Below are 18644 nucleotides of genomic sequence, written 5' to 3'. Positions count from 1 at the left end.
CTTTGGCGGCTTGTCCGGAGGGGAGACCGGACAAAGGGAGGAAATTAACGTGACACTGACGCATACTGCGTCCGACGCGCTGGAGAGTTTTCCAGCGCTGTTGGAGCGTAATGCCCGACTGTACGCGGCCAAACCGGCGTATCGCGAAAAAGAGTTCGGTATCTGGCAAAGCTGGACGTGGTCCGAGACGGCCAAAGAGATTGAATCGCTGGCGCTTGGCCTGATCAACATGGGTATCGCCGAGGGCGACTATATCGCCATCATCGGGCGCAATCGCCCTTATCTGTACTGGTCCATGGTCGCCGCGCAGGCGGTGGGCGCCATTCCAGTGCCGCTTTACCAGGATGCAAACGCCGAAGAGATGTCCTATGTGCTGGACCACTGCGGCGCGCGTTTCGTGATCGCTGGCGATCAAGAGCAGGTCGACAAAGTCATCGATATTCAGGACGACCTGCATCAGTTCGAGCATATGATCTATCTCGATCCCAAAGGGATGCGGAAATACGATCACACTCGTCTGCACGAATACAGCCATGTTCAGGAACAAGGGCACGCGGCGAGCGACGAGTTAACGCCCGAATTGCACCGCCGCACTGCCAAGCTGAACTACGACAGCACCTGCGTGATGCTCTATACCTCGGGCACCACCGGTAAGCCCAAGGGCGTGGTTCTGTCCAATCGCAACATGATCGAAACCGCCAAGAACTCGTCGGAGTTCGACCATCTGAAGGCAGGGGACGAGGTGCTGGCCTATCTGCCGATGGCGTGGGTGGGGGATTTCATCTTCTCGATAGGGCAGGCGTATTGGACAGGGTTCTGCGTGAACTGCCCCGAAAGCCCCGAGACGATGATGACCGATCTGCGGGAAATCGGACCAAGCTATTACTTTGCTCCGCCCCGGATTTTCGAGACCCAGCTGACCCAGACCATGATCCGCATGGAGGATGCTGGGCCGACCAAGAAGAAGATCTTTGATCACTTCATGGCGCACGCCCGCAAGGTGGGACCGGCCATTCTGGACGGCAAATCTGTGGGTGCGATGGACCGCGTGAAGTACGCCTTGGGCGAATTCATGGTGTATGGCCCGCTGAAAAACATGCTGGGCTTTGGCCGCGTACGCGTGGGCTATACGGCGGGCGAAGCGATCGGGCCCGAGATTTTTGACTTCTACCGCTCGCTTGGGATCAACCTGAAGCAGCTGTATGGTCAGACCGAGGCCAGCGTGTTCATCACGCAGCAGCCCGATGGCGAGGTGCGCTCGGATACGGTGGGCGTGCCTTCGCCCGGTGTCGAGGTGCGCATCGCCGAGAATGGCGAGGTGTTCTATCGTAGCCCCGGAACGTTCGTCGAGTACTACAAGAATGCTGAAAGCACGGCCGACACCAAGGATCCTGAGGGTTGGGTCGCCACCGGTGACGCGGGCTTCTTTGAGCCTTCGACTGGCCATCTGCGGATCATCGACCGTGCCAAGGATGTGGGCCAGATGGCTGATGGCAGCCTGTTCGCGCCCAAGTACGTCGAGAACAAGCTGAAGTTCTTCCCGAATATCCTCGAGGCCGTAGTGTTCGGCGCAGGCAAAGATCGCTGCACGGCGTTCATCAACATTGACCTGACGGCGGTGGGGAACTGGGCCGAGCGGAACAATATTGCTTATGCCTCTTATCAGGAGCTGGCGGGGCATCCGCAGGTGCTGGAGACGATCCAGAGCCACGTCGAAGAGGTGAACCGCAGTGTCGCGCAGGACGAGATGCTGTCGGGCTGCCAGATCCACCGTTTCCTTGTGCTGCACAAAGAGTTGGACGCGGATGATGGCGAACTGACCCGTACCCGCAAAGTGCGCCGCAAGATCATCGCCGAGAAGTTCGCTGATCTCGTTGGGGCTCTCTATGACGGGTCGCCGAGCATCTACACGGAAACCGAGGTCACCTACGAGGATGGCCGCAAGGGCAAGATCCGCGCGACGCTGGAAATCCGCGATGCCGAAGTGGCGCCGGTCGCGACCCAGAGGGTGGCAGCCGAATGAACCGGTGGATCAGTCAGCATGAGTATTTTCAGCAAAAAGAAGGGATGGACCTGTGTTTGAAGGAGCGGACGCAGTGATGGACGCGAGCGCAGGATACGTGACCGAGGACGGTCGCCAGATCGGCGGCGTCTTGATGGAGATGAAGAACATCACCCTGCGGTTTGGCGGCGTGGTGGCGATCAAGGACATCAGCTTTGACATCCGGGAGGGCGAGATCCGCGCGATCATCGGGCCAAACGGGGCGGGCAAGTCCTCGATGTTGAACATCATTTCGGGGTTCTACACCCCGAGCGAAGGGTCGGTCTGGTACAAGGGTGCGCCGCGTCCCCCAATGCGCCCCTATGAAGTGGCGCGGATGGGGGTGGCTCGGACGTTCCAGAACATCGCCCTGTTCGAGGGCATGACTGTTCTGGACAACGTGATGACGGGCCGTTTGACCAAGATGAAGGCGGGGATCGCGTCTCAGGCGCTGTGGTGGGGCAAGGCGCGCGCCGAAGAGGTCGCGAACCGCGAGAAGGTTGAGGAGATCATCGACTTCCTTGAAATTCAGGCGATCCGCAAAACGCCCGTGGGGCGTCTGCCTTATGGTCTGAAAAAGCGGGTGGAGTTGGCGCGGGCGCTGGCGGCAGAGCCGTCGATCTTGCTGCTGGACGAACCCATGGCGGGCATGAACGTCGAAGAGAAAGAGGACATGAGCCGCTTTATTCTGGATGTGAACGACGAATTCGGGACCACGATTGCCCTGATCGAACACGATATGGGCGTGGTGATGGATCTGAGCGACCGCGTGGTCGTGATGGATTACGGCAAGAAGATTGGCGACGGCACACCCGACGAGGTGCGCAACAATCAAGACGTGATCGACGCCTATCTTGGCGTGCAGCACTAAGGGAACGAGCAGATGGATTTTTTGAATAGCCTTTTGGTGCAACCCTTTGCCGACATGTTCGCGGCGCCTGACTTCTTGATGCAGGTGCTGTGGGAGGGTCTGGTCTCCGGCATCCTCTATGCGTTGATCGCATTGGGGTTTGTGCTGATCTTCCGATCGAGCCGTATCTTTAACTTTGCCCAAGGGATCATGGTGGTGTTCGCCGCGCTGACGCTGGTGGGCTTCCATGAAATGGGTGTTCCAGCGTGGATCTCGGTGATCCTATCGCTGGGGGTGATGTTCGTGCTGGCGGTCAGCATCGAAAGGGTTGTCCTCCGCCCGCTGGTGGGCCAGCCGGACATCATCTTGTTCATGGCAACTATCGGGATCACGCTGTTCCTGATCGGCTTTGGTGAGCTGATCTTCGGCGGAGAAAACAAGATCATGATCACCGAAGAGCTGGGTATTCCCACCGGTGAGTTCATCTTTGAACCCTTCGGCGGCTTCCTCTTGCTAGAGCAGAAGGACGTGACCGCTGTGGTCGTGGCTGCCGTGCTAGTGATTGCGCTGCTCGCGTTCCTCAATAAAACCCGCATGGGCCGTGCGATCCGCGCTCTGGGCGATGACCATCAGGCGGCGCTGTCCGTGGGCATCAGCCTGCAGACGATCTGGGTTCTGGTCTGGTTCATCGCAGGTATCATCGCGCTGGTGACAGGCATCGCTTGGGGTGCGCGCGCTGGAGTCAGCTTTGCGCTGGAGGTCATCGCCTACAAAGCGCTGCCGGTTCTGATGCTGGGTGGTCTGGAATCGATCACGGGGGCCATCATTGGCGGTCTGATGATCGGGCTCTTGGAAAAACTGTTCGAGATTTACTGGGGCCAGCCGCTGCTCGGCGGCAACACCGAGACGTGGTTCGCCTTTGTTCTGGCGCTGATTGTTCTGCTGTTCCGCCCGCAGGGTCTGTTCGGCGAACGCATTATCGAGAGGGTCTGACGATGCCGAAGCTTATCGCAATTCTGAACGTTGTCGCGTGGTGTGGGTTCTGGGCCTTTGGGTATCTGGCGCTGACCGAAAACACCGGACAGGCCGACCGGATGGTGACAGCGGTGCTACTGGCCGCGGCTGGTGGAGCGATCGGGATGTGGGCGCACTTGTGGTTGGTCCGCCATTCCGAACGCGCCGGCAAAGCGCAGCCGCCGAAGTGGGCGGTCAAAGAAGACACCGTCGAGTCCGCAGTCTGATCTCCGGTTAAGAACAAGAAAGAGAACCGATGTTTTATCGTACGTCTGGCCAGTTCAAGACCAGCTACACGGCAGATATGGCCCTGTTCCCGGTCCGTCAGGATGCCATCCTTCTGGCGGTTATTCTGGCCTTTGCTTGGGTGATCCTGCCCCTGACCGCGAGCGAGTTCGCGTTTCAGACCCTGCTGATCCCGATCCTGATCTATTCGCTGGCCGCGATGGGCCTGAATATTTTGACCGGCTATGCGGGGCAACTGAGCCTTGGGACTGCCGCGTTCATGGGGGTCGGCGCCTATGCCTGCTACAAGCTGGTGACGATCATGCCGTGGATGAACCCTGTGGTGGCGATCCTGCTGTCGGGAGTGTTCTCGGCGGGGGTCGGGGTGGCCTTTGGTATCCCCAGCCTGCGGATCAAGGGCTTCTATCTGGCGATTGCCACGCTGGCGGCGCAGTTCTTCCTCGTCTGGCTTTTCGAGAAGTGGGCGTGGCTGTACAACTACAATGCCTCGGGCGCGATTCAGGTGCCAACGCTGGAGATGTTCGGCGTGACCGTTGCTGGCCCCACCGCCAGCAGCCATGTGCAGTATTATGTGGTGCTGGGGATCGTCAGTCTGATGACCATCCTGTGCATCAACCTGACACGCGGTACGCTGGGCCGGACGTGGAAAGCGACCCGCGACATGGACATTGCGGCTGAACTGATTGGCATTAACCTGATGAAGTCCAAGCTGACCGCCTTTGCGATCAGCAGCTACATCGTGGGTGTGTCGGGGGCGCTGTTCGTATTCATGTGGCGCGGTGCGGCAGAGCCGAACCTGTTCGACATTCCGCTGTCGTTCCGCATCCTGTTCATCGCGATTATCGGCGGTCTTGGCTCGATTTTGGGCAACTACTTGGGCGCGATCCTGATTGTGGGCCTGCCTGTGATCCTGAACACCTTGCCTGAAACCTTTGGCATTCCGATCAGCTCGGCCACGGTCGAACACCTGAACATCATGATCGTCGGTGCACTGATCGTATTTTTTCTAATCATCGAACCACACGGCTTGGCCCGCCTATGGGCGCTGATCCGTGAGAAGCTCGTGATCTGGCCGTTCCCGCACTGACGCGGGGCAGCCCAACCATTGGCGTGCTCTTTGAGGAGGGAGCGCGCTGAATTCCATCCACGTGATCCAAGGGAGGAGACCGGATGAAACTGTGGAAGAAACTGGCAGCCGCAACTGCGCTGACCGTAATTGCAGGCGGAGCCATGGCAGAGGGCCTGTATGCCCCGAACATGGCCTACCGCACAGGCCCGTTCGCAGCGCTGGGTATCCCGCTGATGAACGGTCAGGCTGACTACATGACCATGCTGAACGAACGCGATGGCGGTGTCGGCGGTGTTCCCGTTGATTTCTCGGAGTGCGAGACCGGCTATTCGACCGAAAAAGGCGTCGAGTGCTATGAAAAGACCAAAGGCACTGCGATCGTGACCCAGCCTTGGTCGACCGGCATCACCCTGCAGGTTCTGCCCAAGACCAATGTCGACGAGATCCCGATCCTTGCGCCCGGCTATGGCTTTAGCCCCATGTCTGAGGGCGGCACCTTCCAGTGGGCGTATAACCCACCTGCGTCCTATTGGGACGGTGCTTATATGATCGTTTCGCACATTGCGGGCGGTGACATGTCGACCCTGAAGGGCAAGAAGATCGCGTTCCTGCACCTTGACCACCCGTTCGGCAAAGAGCCCTTGCCCCTGCTGGAGCAGATGGCCGAAGAGCATGGCTTTGAACTGGTTCCGGTCCCCGTTGGCCTGAAAGAAATGCAGAACCAGTCTGCGCAATGGCTGCAAATCCGGCGCGAGCGTCCGGACAACGTGATCATGTGGGGCTGGGGTGCGATGAACAGCGCCGCGATCCAAGAAGCGGTCAAAACCCGCTATCCCATGGATCAGTTCTATGGCGTCTGGTGGGCGGGCCACGATCCCGATCTGGCAGCTGTTGGCGAAGAGGGCAAAGGCTACAAGTCGATCAGCTGGTCGATGCCGCAGCCTGACAGCGCTCTGATGGCGGACATCAAGAAGTACGTCATCGACACCGGCAAAACCCAGACCACCGAAGACCAGTTGAACAGCGTTTTCTATCAGCGTGGTCTAGTCATGTCGATGATGCTGGCCGAAGGCATCAAGGCCGCTCAGGAGCATACCGGCAACGCAACCATCGGTCCCAAAGACCTGCGTTGGGGTCTCGAGAACCTGAACATCACCGACGAGAAGCTCGCAGAGCTGGGAATGGAAGGCATGGTGCCGCCGTTCTCGACGTCTTGCTCGAACCACACCGGTCACTCGGGCGCGTGGATTCTGGAATGGGATGGCGCAAAGTTCACCCAAGCCAGCGATCTGCTGCAGGCCGACCAGTCGGTGATCAAGTCGCTCGCTGAAGCCAAAGCGGCTGAATATGCCGAGGCCAACGCGCCTTGGCCCGTCGTCGAGTGCGGCAGCTGATCTGAAACGGCTCCGGCGGCGCGGGTCGCCGCCGGAGAACCTTTAGGTATTTTTCCAAAGAAGAAGAGCCATGCTGGACGCGGGACGAACCCAAGAGACCTTGCTCGAGGTTAACAATATCGAGGTGATCTACAACCACGTCATCCTTGTGCTGAAGGGGGTGAGTCTGTCGGTCCCCAAGGGCGGCATTACGGCGCTGCTCGGGGGGAACGGGGCAGGCAAGACAACGACTTTGAAGGCCATTTCCAACCTGCTGCATTCTGAACGCGGCGAGGTAACCAAAGGTTCAGTGATCTACAAAGGCGAGCGGGTGCAGGATCTGGACCCCGCGGCGCTGGTGAAAAAGGGTGTCATTCAGGTGATGGAAGGCCGTCACTGTTTCGAACACCTGACCGTCGAAGAAAACCTGATGACTGGTGCCTATACACGTCATGATGGGCGCGGCGCGGTCGATGCGGATTTGCAGATGGTCTATGACTATTTCCCACGCCTCAAAGAGCGCCGCAAATCGCAGGCCGGTTACACGTCGGGCGGTGAGCAGCAGATGGTCGCAATTGGTCGTGCGCTGATGTCCCGTCCCGAGTGCATTCTGCTGGACGAACCCAGCATGGGTCTGGCGCCGCAGCTCGTCGAGCAGATCTTCGAGATCGTGAAATCGGTGAACGAGAACGAGGGCGTGTCCTTCCTGCTGGCCGAACAGAACACCAATGTGGCGCTGCGCTACGCGCACCACGGTTACATTCTGGAATCGGGCCGCGTTGTGATGGACGGCAGCGCCGCCGATCTGCGCGAAAACCCAGACGTCAAAGAATTCTATCTCGGGATGTCCGAAGAGGGCCGCAAGAGTTTCCGCGATGTGCGGAGCTATCGCCGCCGCAAGCGTTGGCTGAGCTGAGGAGGCGCCGATGACCACATATTTTGATGACCTCGAAACGCGGAGCGCTGATGAACGTGAGGCCGCGCAGATGGAAGCTTTGCGTGCGCAACTGCGCGCGGTGCAGGGCTTGCGGGGATATCGCGATTCGTTGGGGCTGATTGATCCGTCAGAGATCGACGGAATGGCCGATCTGGCAGTCCTGCCGGTTCTGAGAAAGTCGGAACTTGGGGCCGCTCAGGGGCAGAGTTCACCCTTTGGCGGGTTCACGGCCAAAACGGCGGGCGAGTTCGCCCATATCTTCCAATCTCCGGGCCCGATCTATGAACCCGGCGAGATCAGCCATGATTGGTGGCGCGTCGGGCGATTCCTGCACGCGGCGGGTATCGGGCGCGGGGATATCGTGCAGAACTGCTTTGGCTATCACTTGACGCCTGCGGGCATGATCTTTGAAAGTGGGGCCCGGGCTGTGCAGGCCGCAGTGCTGCCGGCCGGTGTCGGTCAAACTGAACTGCAAGTGCGGGCGGCAGCAGATGTGGGCACGACGGCCTACGCGGGCACGCCAGATTATCTGAAGGTGATTCTGGATAAGGCCGACGAGATGGGTGTTGCGCTGAAAATCACCAAAGCGGCTGTGGGTGGCGGGGCGCTGTTCCCGAGTCTGCGTCAGGAATACACTGATCGTGGGATTTCCTGCCTGCAGTGCTATGCGACCGCCGATCTGGGTAACATCGCCTACGAGAGCCCCGCGATGGACGGGATGATCATCGACGAAGGCGTGATCGTGGAAATCGTCCGACCCGGCACAGGGACCCCTGTTGCCGAAGGCGAAGTGGGCGAGGTCGTTGTGACCAGCCTGAACCCCGACTACCCGCTCATCCGTTTTGCCACAGGTGACCTGAGCGCGATCATGGAGGGCACAAGCCCCTGCGGCCGCACCAATAAACGGATCAAAGGGTGGATGGGCCGTGCGGACCAAACCACCAAGATCAAGGGCATGTTCGTCCGCCCCGAACAGGTCGCCCAACTGGTGGCCAAGCACCCGGAGATCACCAAAGCGCGCGTCATCGCCCTGCGTGAGGGCGAGATGGATGTCATGCGGGTCCAAATCGAGGGGGGCAACGATGCGGCCTCCTACGAAGGCTCTGTGGCCGAGGTGCTAAAGCTAAAGGGTGCGGTCGAGTGTGTGCCCGTGGGGAGCTTGCCCAATGATGGCAAGGTGATCGACGACCAGCGCACTTTCGGCTGATCCGGCAGGAAGCGGTATGCCGAAAAAGGCGGCCTCTGAACCAGAGGGCCGCCTTTTTTCTGTACGATCACATGGACCGCCAAAGAAAAAAGCCGCCCCAGAAGGACGGCTTATTCTGCTGCTCAGGATGCGCTTAGCCCTGACGGGCTTTGAAGCGGCGCTGCGTCTTGTTGATGACGTAGACGCGGCCCTTACGGCGCACGACACGGCAATCGCGGTGACGCTGCTTGAGCGAGCGGAGTGAGTTCTTGACTTTCATCTGATCTCTCCTTGTCGCGGCGCGCGTGCGCCTGTTAGCAGTTGGCCCAGAAAGGACCGGTGAATTCGTGGTGCGCACGACTGGGATTGAACCAGTGACCCCTACGATGTCAACGTAGTGCTCTACCGCTGAGCTACGCGCGCTTACCAAATGTCTGCGTCAAAGGCCCCGAAGAACCCGTCTGCTTCGTTTCGGTTCGCGCTCTATAAAAGGAGTCGTCGGGGTGTTCAAGGGCTTTTGACAAGGATTCTTTTCGGTTTAGGATTTGTCTCAAAGGAGCCGCCATGCATCACCGGATATTCGAATTGGACCGCCCTGCGCGGCAGACCACTGCGGTGGTCTTTGCATCCCCTCATAGCGGCAATGAATATCCGATAGATTTGATGGAGCGCACGATCCTTGACGCGCACACCATCCGGTCGTCCGAAGATGCCTATGTCCACGACTTGTTCAGCAGCGCGCCCGATAACGGCGCGCCGTTTCTGTCCGCGCGATTCCCGCGCGCCTATCTGGATCTGAACCGCAGCCGCGACGAACTGGACCCCGCCCTGATCGAAGGCGTCCGCCGCCGCTACAACTCTCCGAGAATTGCATCGGGGCTTGGTGTGATTCCCCGAGTGGTGTCCAACGGGCGCGCAATCTATCGGGGCAAGATGACCCAAGGCGCGGCGCAAGAACGGATCGAGAGATGCTGGGTGCCCTACCATCAGGCTTTGCGCGGGTTGATGGAAGACACTAGCGCGTCCTTTGATCGGGCGATTCTGATCGACTGCCATTCGATGCCGCACGAAGCGGTCGATAATCTGGTGCGCAGCGACCTACCGCGTCCACAAGTCGTTCTGGGGGACCGTTTCGGAGCTTCTGCTGATTTGGCCATAGTCGCTCATCTTGAGTCCCTGTTCCGCGCCGAGGGCTTGGTGGTCACACGCAACAGCCCCTTTGCGGGAGCCTACACCGTGCAGCATTACGGACGACCTGGCCGCAATCAGCACGCGATCCAGATCGAGATAGATCGCTCTCTTTATATGAACGAAGAGACGATCACCCCGCATGAGGGCTATGAAGACTTCAAGGCGCTGATCGGCCGTGTGATCGCAGGGATGGCAGAGTTTGCGAGGGCAACGCCCACGCGTATGGCGGCCGAGTGATTACCGCAAAGAGCGCCCTTTGATGATCGCGTCACTTCCGAACCTCTGACGGATAGCATCAGTGGCCTTTTCGGCGCGGGCGCGCCGCTCTGCGTCAGGGTCCAACAGATCGCCGGACCGATCCGCATCTCCGCTATCCACCAGATCACCGAGCCCGACGCCGATCAAACGGAACGGCGCTGCATCTATTGCATGATCCAATAGCCCACGGGCCGCGCGGTACAGTTTGTCGGCGTACTGGGTCGAATCGGTCAGGGTCACGCGACGGGTCAGTAGACGGAAATCCGCGCGTTTCAGTTTCAGGGTCACGGTGCGGCCCGCGATCCCTTTCGCCTTGGCACGATCCGAAACCTTCTCAGCCATGCGCCACAGATGGCCGTCCAGCAGGTCGATATCCGAGATATCTTCGTCAAAGGTTGTCTCGTTGCTGACGGATTTCATCCCTCGATCGGGTTTCACAGCGCGCGCATCTTCACCGCGGGCAAGATGGTACAGCCGCAGCCCCATGCTGCCGAACCGCGCGACCAGTTCCGCCTCGTCCCAGCGCAGCAGATCAGAGATGGTCCTGATGCCTGCGCGGTCCAGCGATGCCCTAGTCGCACCGCCAACGCCCCAAATGATTCCCACATCTTTGTCGCGCAGAAAGTCTGCTGTCTCGGCTTTGCCGATCACCGCGAACCCGTTGGGCTTGTCGATCTCTGAGGCAAACTTGGCGAGGAACTTGTTATGCGACAGCCCGATGGACCCGGTGATCCCCAGATCGTCCTTCATGCCTTTAACCAATCGCGCAACCAGAACCGCTGGTGGAGCGCCATGCAACTTGGCCGTCCCGCGCAAATCCATAAACGCCTCATCAAGGGATAATGGCTCCACCGCAGGTGTCAGCGCCTCCATCCGCGCCCGCACGTCACGTGAAACCTCGGCGTAAACCTCCATGCGGGGTTTGATCACTACGGCATCGGGGCATAGCTCCAGCGCCTTAAACATCGGCATGGCGGACCGTACACCGCGAATCCGCGCCACATAACAGGCAGTCGAGACCACCCCGCGCCGCCCACCACCGATAATCACCGGCTTGGCGGCCAGTTCAGGCCGATCCCGCTTCTCAACACTGGCGTAAAAGGCATCACAATCCATGTGGGCGATCCCCAGATCCCACAATTCCTCATGCGCAACCACGCGGGGGCTGCGGCACTTGGGGCATCGCGCCCCGTTCTCGAACTCATGCAAACAATTGCGACACAGTGCAGGCATCGGACCCCACCTCCGGCAGCAAATATAAGAGAGGCGGACGCCTAATGGCACCCGCCTCCTTCATCTTGGTAAAAATACCCAACCGGCCGCAGGCCGTGGCGCGTCAGTGCCAAACTCAGGCGTTCGGAGCCGCCGCGGCGCGCATTTCAGCAACCACGTCCAAGGCGGCCTGTCGCGGATCAGTTGCGCGCCAGATCGGGCGACCGCAGACGATGTGGTCCACGCCGCTCTCCACCGCCATAGCGGGGGTCGCGATACGCTTCTGGTCGTCGGTCGCGCTGCCCGCAGGGCGCACCCCGGGGGTCACGATCAGGCGGCCTTCGGATTCAGCCAGGGCGCGGATACGCGCCGCCTCGTTTGGCGAACAGATGATGCCGTCCGCGCCCGCGTCAAAGGCTTTGCCTGCGCGCTCGACCACCAGATCGTCGATGGCGCCGTCTTTGATCAGTGCGCCATCCAGATCGCCGCGATCCAGCGAAGTCAGGATCGTCACACCCAGAATTTTCATGTTGCTGCCAGCCGCGCCCTCTTTGGCGGCCTTCACCACATAGGGGTCGCCGTGGACGGTCAGGAAGTCCAGGTCGAACTGCGCTAGCCCGCGCACTGCATTCTCGACAGTCTGCCCGATGTCGAACAGCTTCATATCCAGAAAGATCTTTTTGCCGTGCTCGTCTTTCAGCTCATTGGCCAGGGCCAAACCGCCACCGGTCAGCATCCCCAGACCGATCTTGTAGAAGCTGACCGCATCACCAAGGGTTTCGGCAACTTTCAGTCCTTCGATTGCGTTCGGCACGTCTAGTGCGACGATCAGGCGGTCATCGGCGATCATGGCAGTCTCCTGTGGGAAAATTTCGCCCGTGATGCGCTGTGAAAATCGAACGGTCAAGAGTGTGTGACCTCTTGAAACCCATGCGTGTGCACTCCATCTTTCTGTAAGAGGCCCACAACATGATGTGCCGCTTAGCGGGCATCGCCGTAATCGGGCGCTTATATAGAGGAGAACTGCCATGAACTTAGAAAAGTTCACGGAGCGGTCGCGTGGTTTCCTTCAGGCCGCGCAGACAATTGCTATGCGCGAGGGGCACCAGCAACTGACCCCCGAGCACCTGCTGAAGGCTCTGATGGATGACGACCAAGGCTTGGCCGCTAATCTGATCACGCGTTCTGGTGGTCAGGCCAATCAAGTTGTTCAAGCTGTTGAACTGGCCGTCAACAAACTGCCCAAGGTGAGCGGTGACGCCGGACAAACCTACATGTCCCAGACCACTGCCAAAGTTCTGGCCGAAGCCGAGAAGCTGGCGCAAAAGGCCGGTGACAGCTTTGTGCCTGTCGAACGCATTCTGATGGCGCTGGCGATGGTGAAAACCAAAGCCAAGGACGCTCTGGATGCAGGCAATGTGACTGCGCAAAAGCTGAACGAAGCGATCAACGACATTCGCAAAGGACGCACCGCAGACAGCGCGTCGGCTGAGGATGGCTATGACGCCCTAAAGAAATACGCGGCCGACCTGACTCAGCGCGCTGCCGACGGCAAAATCGACCCGATCATTGGCCGGGACGAGGAAATCCGCCGTGCGATGCAAGTCCTGTCTCGCCGAACCAAGAACAACCCTGTTCTGATCGGTGAGCCGGGCGTGGGTAAAACCGCGATTGCCGAGGGGCTTGCCCTACGGATCGTGAATGGTGACGTGCCTGAATCCCTGCGCAACAAGAAGCTGCTCGCGCTCGACATGGGGGCGCTGATCGCCGGTGCGAAATACCGCGGTGAATTCGAAGAGCGTCTGAAAGCCGTTCTGAACGAGGTGACCGCCGCTGCTGGCGAGATCATCCTGTTCATCGACGAGATGCACGTTCTGGTCGGCGCGGGTAAAACCGATGGCGCGATGGATGCGGCCAACCTGATCAAGCCTGCGCTTGCACGGGGTGAGTTGCACTGCGTCGGCGCAACCACGCTGGACGAGTACCGCAAGTACATCGAAAAAGATGCGGCTCTGGCCCGCCGGTTCCAGCCCCTCGTGGTCGAGGAACCCACGGTCGAGGATACCATCAGTATTCTACGCGGCATCAAAGAGAAGTATGAGCTCCACCACGGTGTGCGGATCAGTGACTCGGCCCTTGTGGCGGCGGCAACCCTGTCGCACCGCTATATAACGGACCGCTTTCTGCCGGACAAGGCCATCGACCTGATGGACGAAGCCGCCAGCCGTCTGCGTATGGCTGTGGACAGCAAGCCCGAAGAATTGGACGCCATTGACCGCGAGATCCTGCAAAAGCAGATCGAAGCCGAAGCGCTGAAGAAAGAGGATGATGATGCCTCGCGCGACCGCCTCGAAAAGCTGGAGAAGGAACTGGCAGACCTGCAAGACCGCAGTGCTGAACTGACCGCCCGTTGGCAGGCAGAGCGGGACAAGCTGGCCGGTGCCCGCGACCTGAAAGAAAAGCTGGACCGTGCCCGCGCCGAACTGGAGCAGGCGAAACGCGAAGGTAATCTGGCCCGCGCCGGTGAGCTGTCCTATGGCGTGATCCCTCAGCTGGAAAAACAGCTAGGTGACGCCGAGACCGCAGAAGCCGACGGTGTCATGGTCGAAGAGGCTGTGCGCCCCGAGCAGATCGCTCAGGTCGTGGAGCGTTGGACGGGTATCCCGACCACCAAGATGCTGGAAGGCGAGCGTGAAAAGCTGCTCAAGATGGAAGAGGAGCTGGGACGCCGCGTCATCGGTCAGCGTCAGGCGGTCAAGGCCGTGTCGAACGCCGTGCGCCGTGCCCGCGCTGGTCTGAACGACGAGAACCGTCCCTTGGGCAGTTTCTTGTTCCTCGGGCCGACGGGTGTGGGTAAGACCGAGCTGACCAAGGCTCTGGCCGAGTACCTCTTTGACGATGACAACGCGATGGTTCGCATCGACATGTCCGAGTTCATGGAGAAACACGCGGTCAGCCGTCTGATCGGTGCCCCTCCGGGCTATGTCGGGTATGACGAAGGTGGCGTTCTGACCGAAGCGGTCCGTCGCCGTCCCTATCAGGTGGTACTGTTCGACGAGGTCGAGAAGGCGCACCCCGATGTCTTTAACGTGCTTTTGCAGGTTCTGGACGACGGTGTTCTGACCGATGGCCAAGGCCGGACGGTGGACTTCAAGCAGACGTTGATCATTCTGACGTCGAACCTTGGGGCCCAGTCGCTGAGTAATCTGCCCGATGGGGCGGATGCCGCTGATGCGAAGCGTGATGTGATGGATGCGGTGCGGGCACACTTCCGCCCCGAGTTTCTGAACCGTCTGGACGAGACGATCATCTTTGACCGTCTGGGTCGTGCGGATATGGATGGCATTGTCAGCATTCAGTTGCGCCGTCTGGAAAAACGTCTGGCTGCGCGGAAAATCTCGCTGGAGTTGGACGAGGACGCCCGCAAGTGGCTGGCCGACGAAGGCTACGATCCGGTCTTCGGTGCGCGTCCGCTGAAGCGTGTAATCCAGCGGGCCTTGCAAGACCCGCTGGCCGAGATGATCCTTGGCGGGGATGTGCGCGACGATACTGTCGTGACCGTTAGCGCGGGGGCCGAGGGGTTGTTGATTGGTGATCGTGTGGGTGCCAGCAATCGCCCAAAGCCGGATGACGCCGTCGTTCACTAAAACCCAGACATAAAAAAAGGCCCCGGAGATCGCTCTCCGGGGCCTTTCGCATGAGTGGTGATTATTGGGGCATAATCACAGCGTCGATTTCGTGGATCACGCCGTTCGATGCTTCGATGTCGGCACCCACCACGGTCGCATCATCAATCGAGATGACGTCGTCGCTATTGGTCACGGTTGCTTCTGCACCGTTGACGGTGGTGACAGGCATGATGCCCTCCTCAATGTCATTCGACATGACTGCACCGGGGACTACGTGATATGTCAGGATTTCGGCCAGTGCCTCGGGGTCGGCCAGCAGGGTGTCCAGCGTGCCGGCGGGCAGAGCGGCGAATGCGTCATCGTTGGGGGCAAATACGGTGAAGGGGCCTTCGCCTTTCAGCGTCTCAGTCAGACCGGCAGCTTCGATTGCGGCCGCCAGAGTGTTGAAGTTGCCTGCACCAGCTGCGGTGTCGACGATATCCATGGAATGACTTTCAGCAAGCGAGGGGCCTGCCATCAGAGCTGCGGTACCAAGAGCAAGAACAGTACGACGGAACATTATGTATCTCCAAAATTTAGTTTCTGTCACAACCCAGTGTTGGCGTTGTTGCAGGGAGTACGCGCCAGCCGCGAAAAAGATCACTGAAAAAATCATCTTTAATTTCTTGATCTGAGCGATCTGCCGACTAAGCCAGCGCTTTTGGAGAAGACCACTGACATTTTCGTCAGCGGTCGTGATTGAACCGGTCGTTATTCCAGCCCGATTGCGGCACGTGCGATGCCGTCTAGCAGGTCGTGAACCTCTTGCATCGGGCCGTCTGGGTAGGGCCGAAAGCCGATAATGGTCTCGCCTGGCTTGTCCGCCATCACGGCGACAAAGATGTCATAGGGGCAATACATCAGGTTCAGGGGGTCTGCCTCCATCACGCTGCGTGACACAGTGGCCGAGCAGAAGCTATAGACGTCGGCGGCCTCGAACAGCACCACGTCCGAGCCGACATCGGCGCGGGTCCGCTCCAGCATCTCGCCGGTGTGGCTGATGTGGTCGACCACGAGCCCTGCGTCGATGATCGCACTTTCCAGTCCAAAGGTGACGTCGTCGAAGCTTTGGTCCGTGACATACATAAAGGGCTCTTCGGCAGCAGCCGTCGTAGCGGCGACGATCAGGCCGACTGTGATCCAATGCTTCATGGTGTTTCCTCCCCGAGAAGACAAATTCGATTTTATGAATTTATGGCACGGTGTTCGGGCTTCTGGCAATGGCGCGGTCAAACGTTTCAGGTGCCTTACGACAGTGTGAAAAGGAGTTTTTTGGTCAATAGGGGCGCCGATGCTATGTCATGCAGAGCTTTCAAGGAGGATCCGATGGCGAACCGCTGGCGCAATACACTGACTTCTGATGATGTCACCCCCGAGGCGATGTTCCTGAACCGCCGTCAAATGATGGCGGGGGCCGCGGCGCTTGGGCTGGGGTTGTCTGGCTCCCCTCTGCGTGCCGCTGGTCTTGAGCCAAACAGCTTCGAGGACATTACCAGCTACAACAATTACTATGAGTTTGGGACCGGCAAGGATGATCCTTCGCGTAATGCTGGTCAACTCACCACCGATCCGTGGACCATCAAGATTGACGGAATGGTTCAAAAGCCCGGCAATTACGCGCTGTCCGATCTGGTCCCCCAAATGACAATCGAAGAGCGCATCTACCGCCTCCGTTGCGTCGAGGCGTGGTCGATGGTTGTGCCGTGGAATGGCTTCGAATTGGCGGATCTGCTGGATCTGGTCGGGGTAAAGAGCGGCGCCAAGTATGTGGCCTTTGAAACTGTCCTACGCCCCGAGGAAATGCCGGGCACGCGCTTCCCTGTTCTCGACTGGCCCTACCGCGAAGGTCTGCGTCTGGACGAGGCGCGTCACCCGCTGACGCTGCTCGCCACAGGTATTTACGGAAAACCCATGCCGAATCAGAATGGCGCGCCCATCCGACTGGTTGTTCCGTGGAAGTACGGCTTCAAATATGCCAAATCCATTTCGCGCATCACCCTGACGGACAAACAGCCGCCGACCAGTTGGAATATGGCCAACGCGCGAGAGTACGGCTTCTACAGCAACGTGAATCCCGAAGTCGCCCATCCTCGTTGGTCCCAAGCAACCGAGCGCCGGATTGGTGCGGGTCTGTTCGCCAAACGCGAGCCCACTTTGATGTTCAATGGCTATGACGAGGTCGCCTCACTGTACCAAGGCATGGACCTGCGGAAGAACTTCTGATGATCGACCTAGTGAACCGGTCGGTACGGGCTATCCCGAACTGGGTGATTTATGTGGCGGGCGCAGTGCCCGTCATCTGGCTGTACGTTCGAGGGTTCCAGAATGCCCTAGGGCCCGACCCCGTGGATGTGATCGAGCGTAACTTGGGACTTTGGGCGCTGTGGTTGCTGATCGCGGGGCTGTGCGTGACCCCTCTGCAGCGCACTACACCGCTGCGACTGATCAAGCTTCGCCGACCAATCGGTGTGCTGGCCTTCTTCTATGTGCTGGTCCACTTTCTGACTTGGCTTGTCTTGGATGTCCAAATCCCCTCTCAGATTATCGCGGATATTATCAAACGGCCTTATGTGACTGTCGGCATGGTGTCTTTGGTCTTGCTTCTGCCGCTTGCGGTGACATCAAACAATTGGTCGATCCGCAAGCTGGGGGGGCGTTGGCGCAAACTGCACCAACTCGTGTATCCAGCTGTCGCGCTTGCCGGAGTGCATATGGTGATGCAAGCCAAGGGGTTTCAGCTAGAGCCGCTCGTCTACCTCGCAGTGATCGCGTTGCTGATTGCAATGCGTTGGATGCCCCTTTCAGCTTTTCGGCAAGCCTTCGTTAAACGTTGAGGGGTAAGACCATCTGCGTCACAACATTTGGGGGCGCAAATGACAAAGGCACTGATCACAGCCGCGGCTCTGGTAGCGATGGGCCAAATGGCCCAAGCTGCCACAGTTGATTTCACGACTTCACTTTTCTCGGACAATAGCTCGACTGTGTCGACGACGATTGATGGGGTGGCTTTCACATTCTGGGCCGAATCTGCGGGAACACCCGAACGATTTTACCGAAATAGCGGCCTGAGCTTTGGTTACTCACATATGCATGCTGTGACCATGGTCGCGGATCAGGACATTCAGATCACAACGTTGAATGGAAAGTCGTCCTTGCTGGATCCCAGTGGTGCCAGCCTGCCGCTTTCTATCTTACTCGAAGATGCGATTCAGGTCGGTGATTTGGTCTTCCCTTCGTATTCTTGGGGTTGGCTGGACCTGGCTGATGACGATGTCATCATTCCCGCGAACACTGAATTCACGATTGATGGCGATTTCGAAAGCTGGAACTGGCAGGCCCGCACTGTTCTCGCAGTCATGGGATTCGAGGCTTATACACCTCCTCCGATCGCGCTGCCTGGTGCTGGCTTTCTTCTGATTGGCGCTTTGGGTGCGATGGGGATGGTGCGGCGTAGGGTCTGTTAGTGTCCGAGCACGTGGTGTAATTTCCGCACCGCCAACGGTGTAATCCCGGGTGGCCATCGAGGTGTATGGTCGAGGTGGAGTTTGACCGCTTCAACCACGAACCACACGGAGACCCCGATGACCAAAACCAACATG

General features: G+C 59.1%; 18 protein-coding genes and 1 tRNA gene. 13 read left to right on the top strand and 6 right to left on the bottom strand.

Going from position 1 to position 18644, the window contains the following annotated elements; translation table 11 throughout:
- The first annotated feature begins 49 nt into the window (after positions 1 to 49).
- From AB9K37_RS12655 to AB9K37_RS12620, 8 genes are all read left to right on the top strand, one after another.
- Positions 50 to 2023 carry an AMP-binding protein gene (locus tag AB9K37_RS12655; protein ID WP_369839275.1) on the top strand — a complete coding sequence of 658 codons (1974 nt, stop codon included), beginning with the start codon at positions 50 to 52 and terminating at the stop codon, positions 2021 to 2023.
- Between the two features lie 76 nt (positions 2024 to 2099).
- Positions 2100 to 2912 (top strand): ABC transporter ATP-binding protein, encoded by an 813-nt coding sequence (locus AB9K37_RS12650; RefSeq protein ID WP_369839600.1) that lies wholly within the window; start codon positions 2100 to 2102, stop codon positions 2910 to 2912.
- A 12-nt stretch (positions 2913 to 2924) separates the two neighbouring features.
- Positions 2925 to 3884: a branched-chain amino acid ABC transporter permease gene (locus AB9K37_RS12645; RefSeq protein ID WP_369839272.1), complete on the top strand. Its 960-nt coding sequence runs from the start codon at positions 2925 to 2927 to the stop codon at positions 3882 to 3884.
- Between the two features lie 2 nt (positions 3885 to 3886).
- Positions 3887 to 4132 carry a hypothetical protein gene (locus tag AB9K37_RS12640; RefSeq protein ID WP_369839269.1) on the top strand — a complete coding sequence of 82 codons (246 nt, stop codon included), beginning with the start codon at positions 3887 to 3889 and terminating at the stop codon, positions 4130 to 4132.
- A 29-nt stretch (positions 4133 to 4161) separates the two neighbouring features.
- Positions 4162 to 5238: a branched-chain amino acid ABC transporter permease gene (locus AB9K37_RS12635; RefSeq protein WP_369839266.1), complete on the top strand. Its 1077-nt coding sequence runs from the start codon at positions 4162 to 4164 to the stop codon at positions 5236 to 5238.
- Between the two features lie 83 nt (positions 5239 to 5321).
- Positions 5322 to 6614, top strand: a complete 1293-nt coding sequence (locus AB9K37_RS12630; RefSeq protein ID WP_369839263.1) for an ABC transporter substrate-binding protein — start codon at positions 5322 to 5324, stop codon at positions 6612 to 6614.
- Positions 6615 to 6684: 70 nt separating this feature from the next.
- Complete coding sequence (locus tag AB9K37_RS12625; RefSeq protein WP_072709367.1) at positions 6685 to 7509, top strand: ABC transporter ATP-binding protein; 825 nt, start codon at positions 6685 to 6687, stop codon at positions 7507 to 7509.
- 10 nt (positions 7510 to 7519) lie between these two features.
- Positions 7520 to 8737: a phenylacetate--CoA ligase family protein gene (locus AB9K37_RS12620; RefSeq protein ID WP_369839259.1), complete on the top strand. Its 1218-nt coding sequence runs from the start codon at positions 7520 to 7522 to the stop codon at positions 8735 to 8737.
- Between the two features lie 133 nt (positions 8738 to 8870).
- Here the strand turns inward: AB9K37_RS12620 and ykgO are convergent, their stop codons facing one another.
- Together ykgO and AB9K37_RS12610 are read right to left on the bottom strand one after the other, a co-directional pair.
- Complete coding sequence (ykgO, locus tag AB9K37_RS12615) at positions 8871 to 8996, bottom strand: type B 50S ribosomal protein L36 (RefSeq protein WP_012177066.1); 126 nt, start codon at positions 8994 to 8996, stop codon at positions 8871 to 8873.
- Between the two features lie 68 nt (positions 8997 to 9064).
- Positions 9065 to 9139 (bottom strand) — tRNA-Val (locus tag AB9K37_RS12610).
- Positions 9140 to 9280: 141 nt separating this feature from the next.
- Between AB9K37_RS12610 and AB9K37_RS12605 the strand changes: the two genes are divergently transcribed.
- Positions 9281 to 10144 (top strand): N-formylglutamate amidohydrolase, encoded by an 864-nt coding sequence (locus AB9K37_RS12605; protein ID WP_369839253.1) that lies wholly within the window; start codon positions 9281 to 9283, stop codon positions 10142 to 10144.
- Here the strand turns inward: AB9K37_RS12605 and AB9K37_RS12600 are convergent, their stop codons facing one another.
- Both AB9K37_RS12600 and pyrF read right to left on the bottom strand, forming a co-directional pair.
- Positions 10145 to 11398, bottom strand: coding sequence for a DNA polymerase IV (locus AB9K37_RS12600; protein WP_369839250.1), 1254 nt, complete (start codon positions 11396 to 11398; stop codon positions 10145 to 10147).
- Positions 11399 to 11513: 115 nt separating this feature from the next.
- The gene (gene pyrF / locus AB9K37_RS12595; protein ID WP_369839247.1) at positions 11514 to 12227 is read right to left on the bottom strand and encodes an orotidine-5'-phosphate decarboxylase; all 714 of its coding nucleotides are present in this window, start codon (positions 12225 to 12227) and stop codon (positions 11514 to 11516) included.
- A 178-nt stretch (positions 12228 to 12405) separates the two neighbouring features.
- Here pyrF and clpB point away from each other — a divergent pair, with 178 nt between their 5' ends.
- Positions 12406 to 15024 (top strand): ATP-dependent chaperone ClpB, encoded by a 2619-nt coding sequence (gene clpB / locus AB9K37_RS12590; protein ID WP_369839244.1) that lies wholly within the window; start codon positions 12406 to 12408, stop codon positions 15022 to 15024.
- Positions 15025 to 15085: 61 nt separating this feature from the next.
- Here the strand turns inward: clpB and AB9K37_RS12585 are convergent, their stop codons facing one another.
- Both AB9K37_RS12585 and AB9K37_RS12580 read right to left on the bottom strand, forming a co-directional pair.
- Complete coding sequence (locus AB9K37_RS12585) at positions 15086 to 15565, bottom strand: fasciclin domain-containing protein (RefSeq protein WP_369839241.1); 480 nt, start codon at positions 15563 to 15565, stop codon at positions 15086 to 15088.
- Positions 15566 to 15756: 191 nt separating this feature from the next.
- Positions 15757 to 16197: a DUF302 domain-containing protein gene (locus AB9K37_RS12580; RefSeq protein ID WP_369839238.1), complete on the bottom strand. Its 441-nt coding sequence runs from the start codon at positions 16195 to 16197 to the stop codon at positions 15757 to 15759.
- A gap of 174 nt (positions 16198 to 16371) precedes the next feature.
- On the opposite strand from AB9K37_RS12580, the gene msrP reads away from it, so the two are divergent.
- From msrP to AB9K37_RS12565, 3 genes are read left to right on the top strand one after another with little or no spacing between them, the layout of a single operon-like run.
- Positions 16372 to 17268 carry a protein-methionine-sulfoxide reductase catalytic subunit MsrP gene (gene msrP / locus AB9K37_RS12575; RefSeq protein ID WP_369839235.1) on the top strand — a complete coding sequence of 299 codons (897 nt, stop codon included), beginning with the start codon at positions 16372 to 16374 and terminating at the stop codon, positions 17266 to 17268.
- Entirely contained in the window at positions 17268 to 17879 is a 612-nt protein-coding gene (gene msrQ / locus AB9K37_RS12570) for a protein-methionine-sulfoxide reductase heme-binding subunit MsrQ (RefSeq protein ID WP_369839232.1), read from the top strand. Before msrP ends, msrQ begins: the two co-directional genes overlap by 1 nt.
- Positions 17880 to 17918: 39 nt before the next feature.
- Entirely contained in the window at positions 17919 to 18509 is a 591-nt protein-coding gene (locus AB9K37_RS12565) for a hypothetical protein (RefSeq protein ID WP_369839229.1), read from the top strand.
- Positions 18510 to 18644: the final 135 nt, after the last annotated feature.

The organism is Donghicola sp. XS_ASV15, assembly GCF_041224595.1.
In the GTDB taxonomy this organism is placed as follows: domain Bacteria; phylum Pseudomonadota; class Alphaproteobacteria; order Rhodobacterales; family Rhodobacteraceae; genus Donghicola.
Note: the sequence above shows the minus strand (reverse complement) of the source record. Positions and strands in the feature narration are given on the sequence as shown.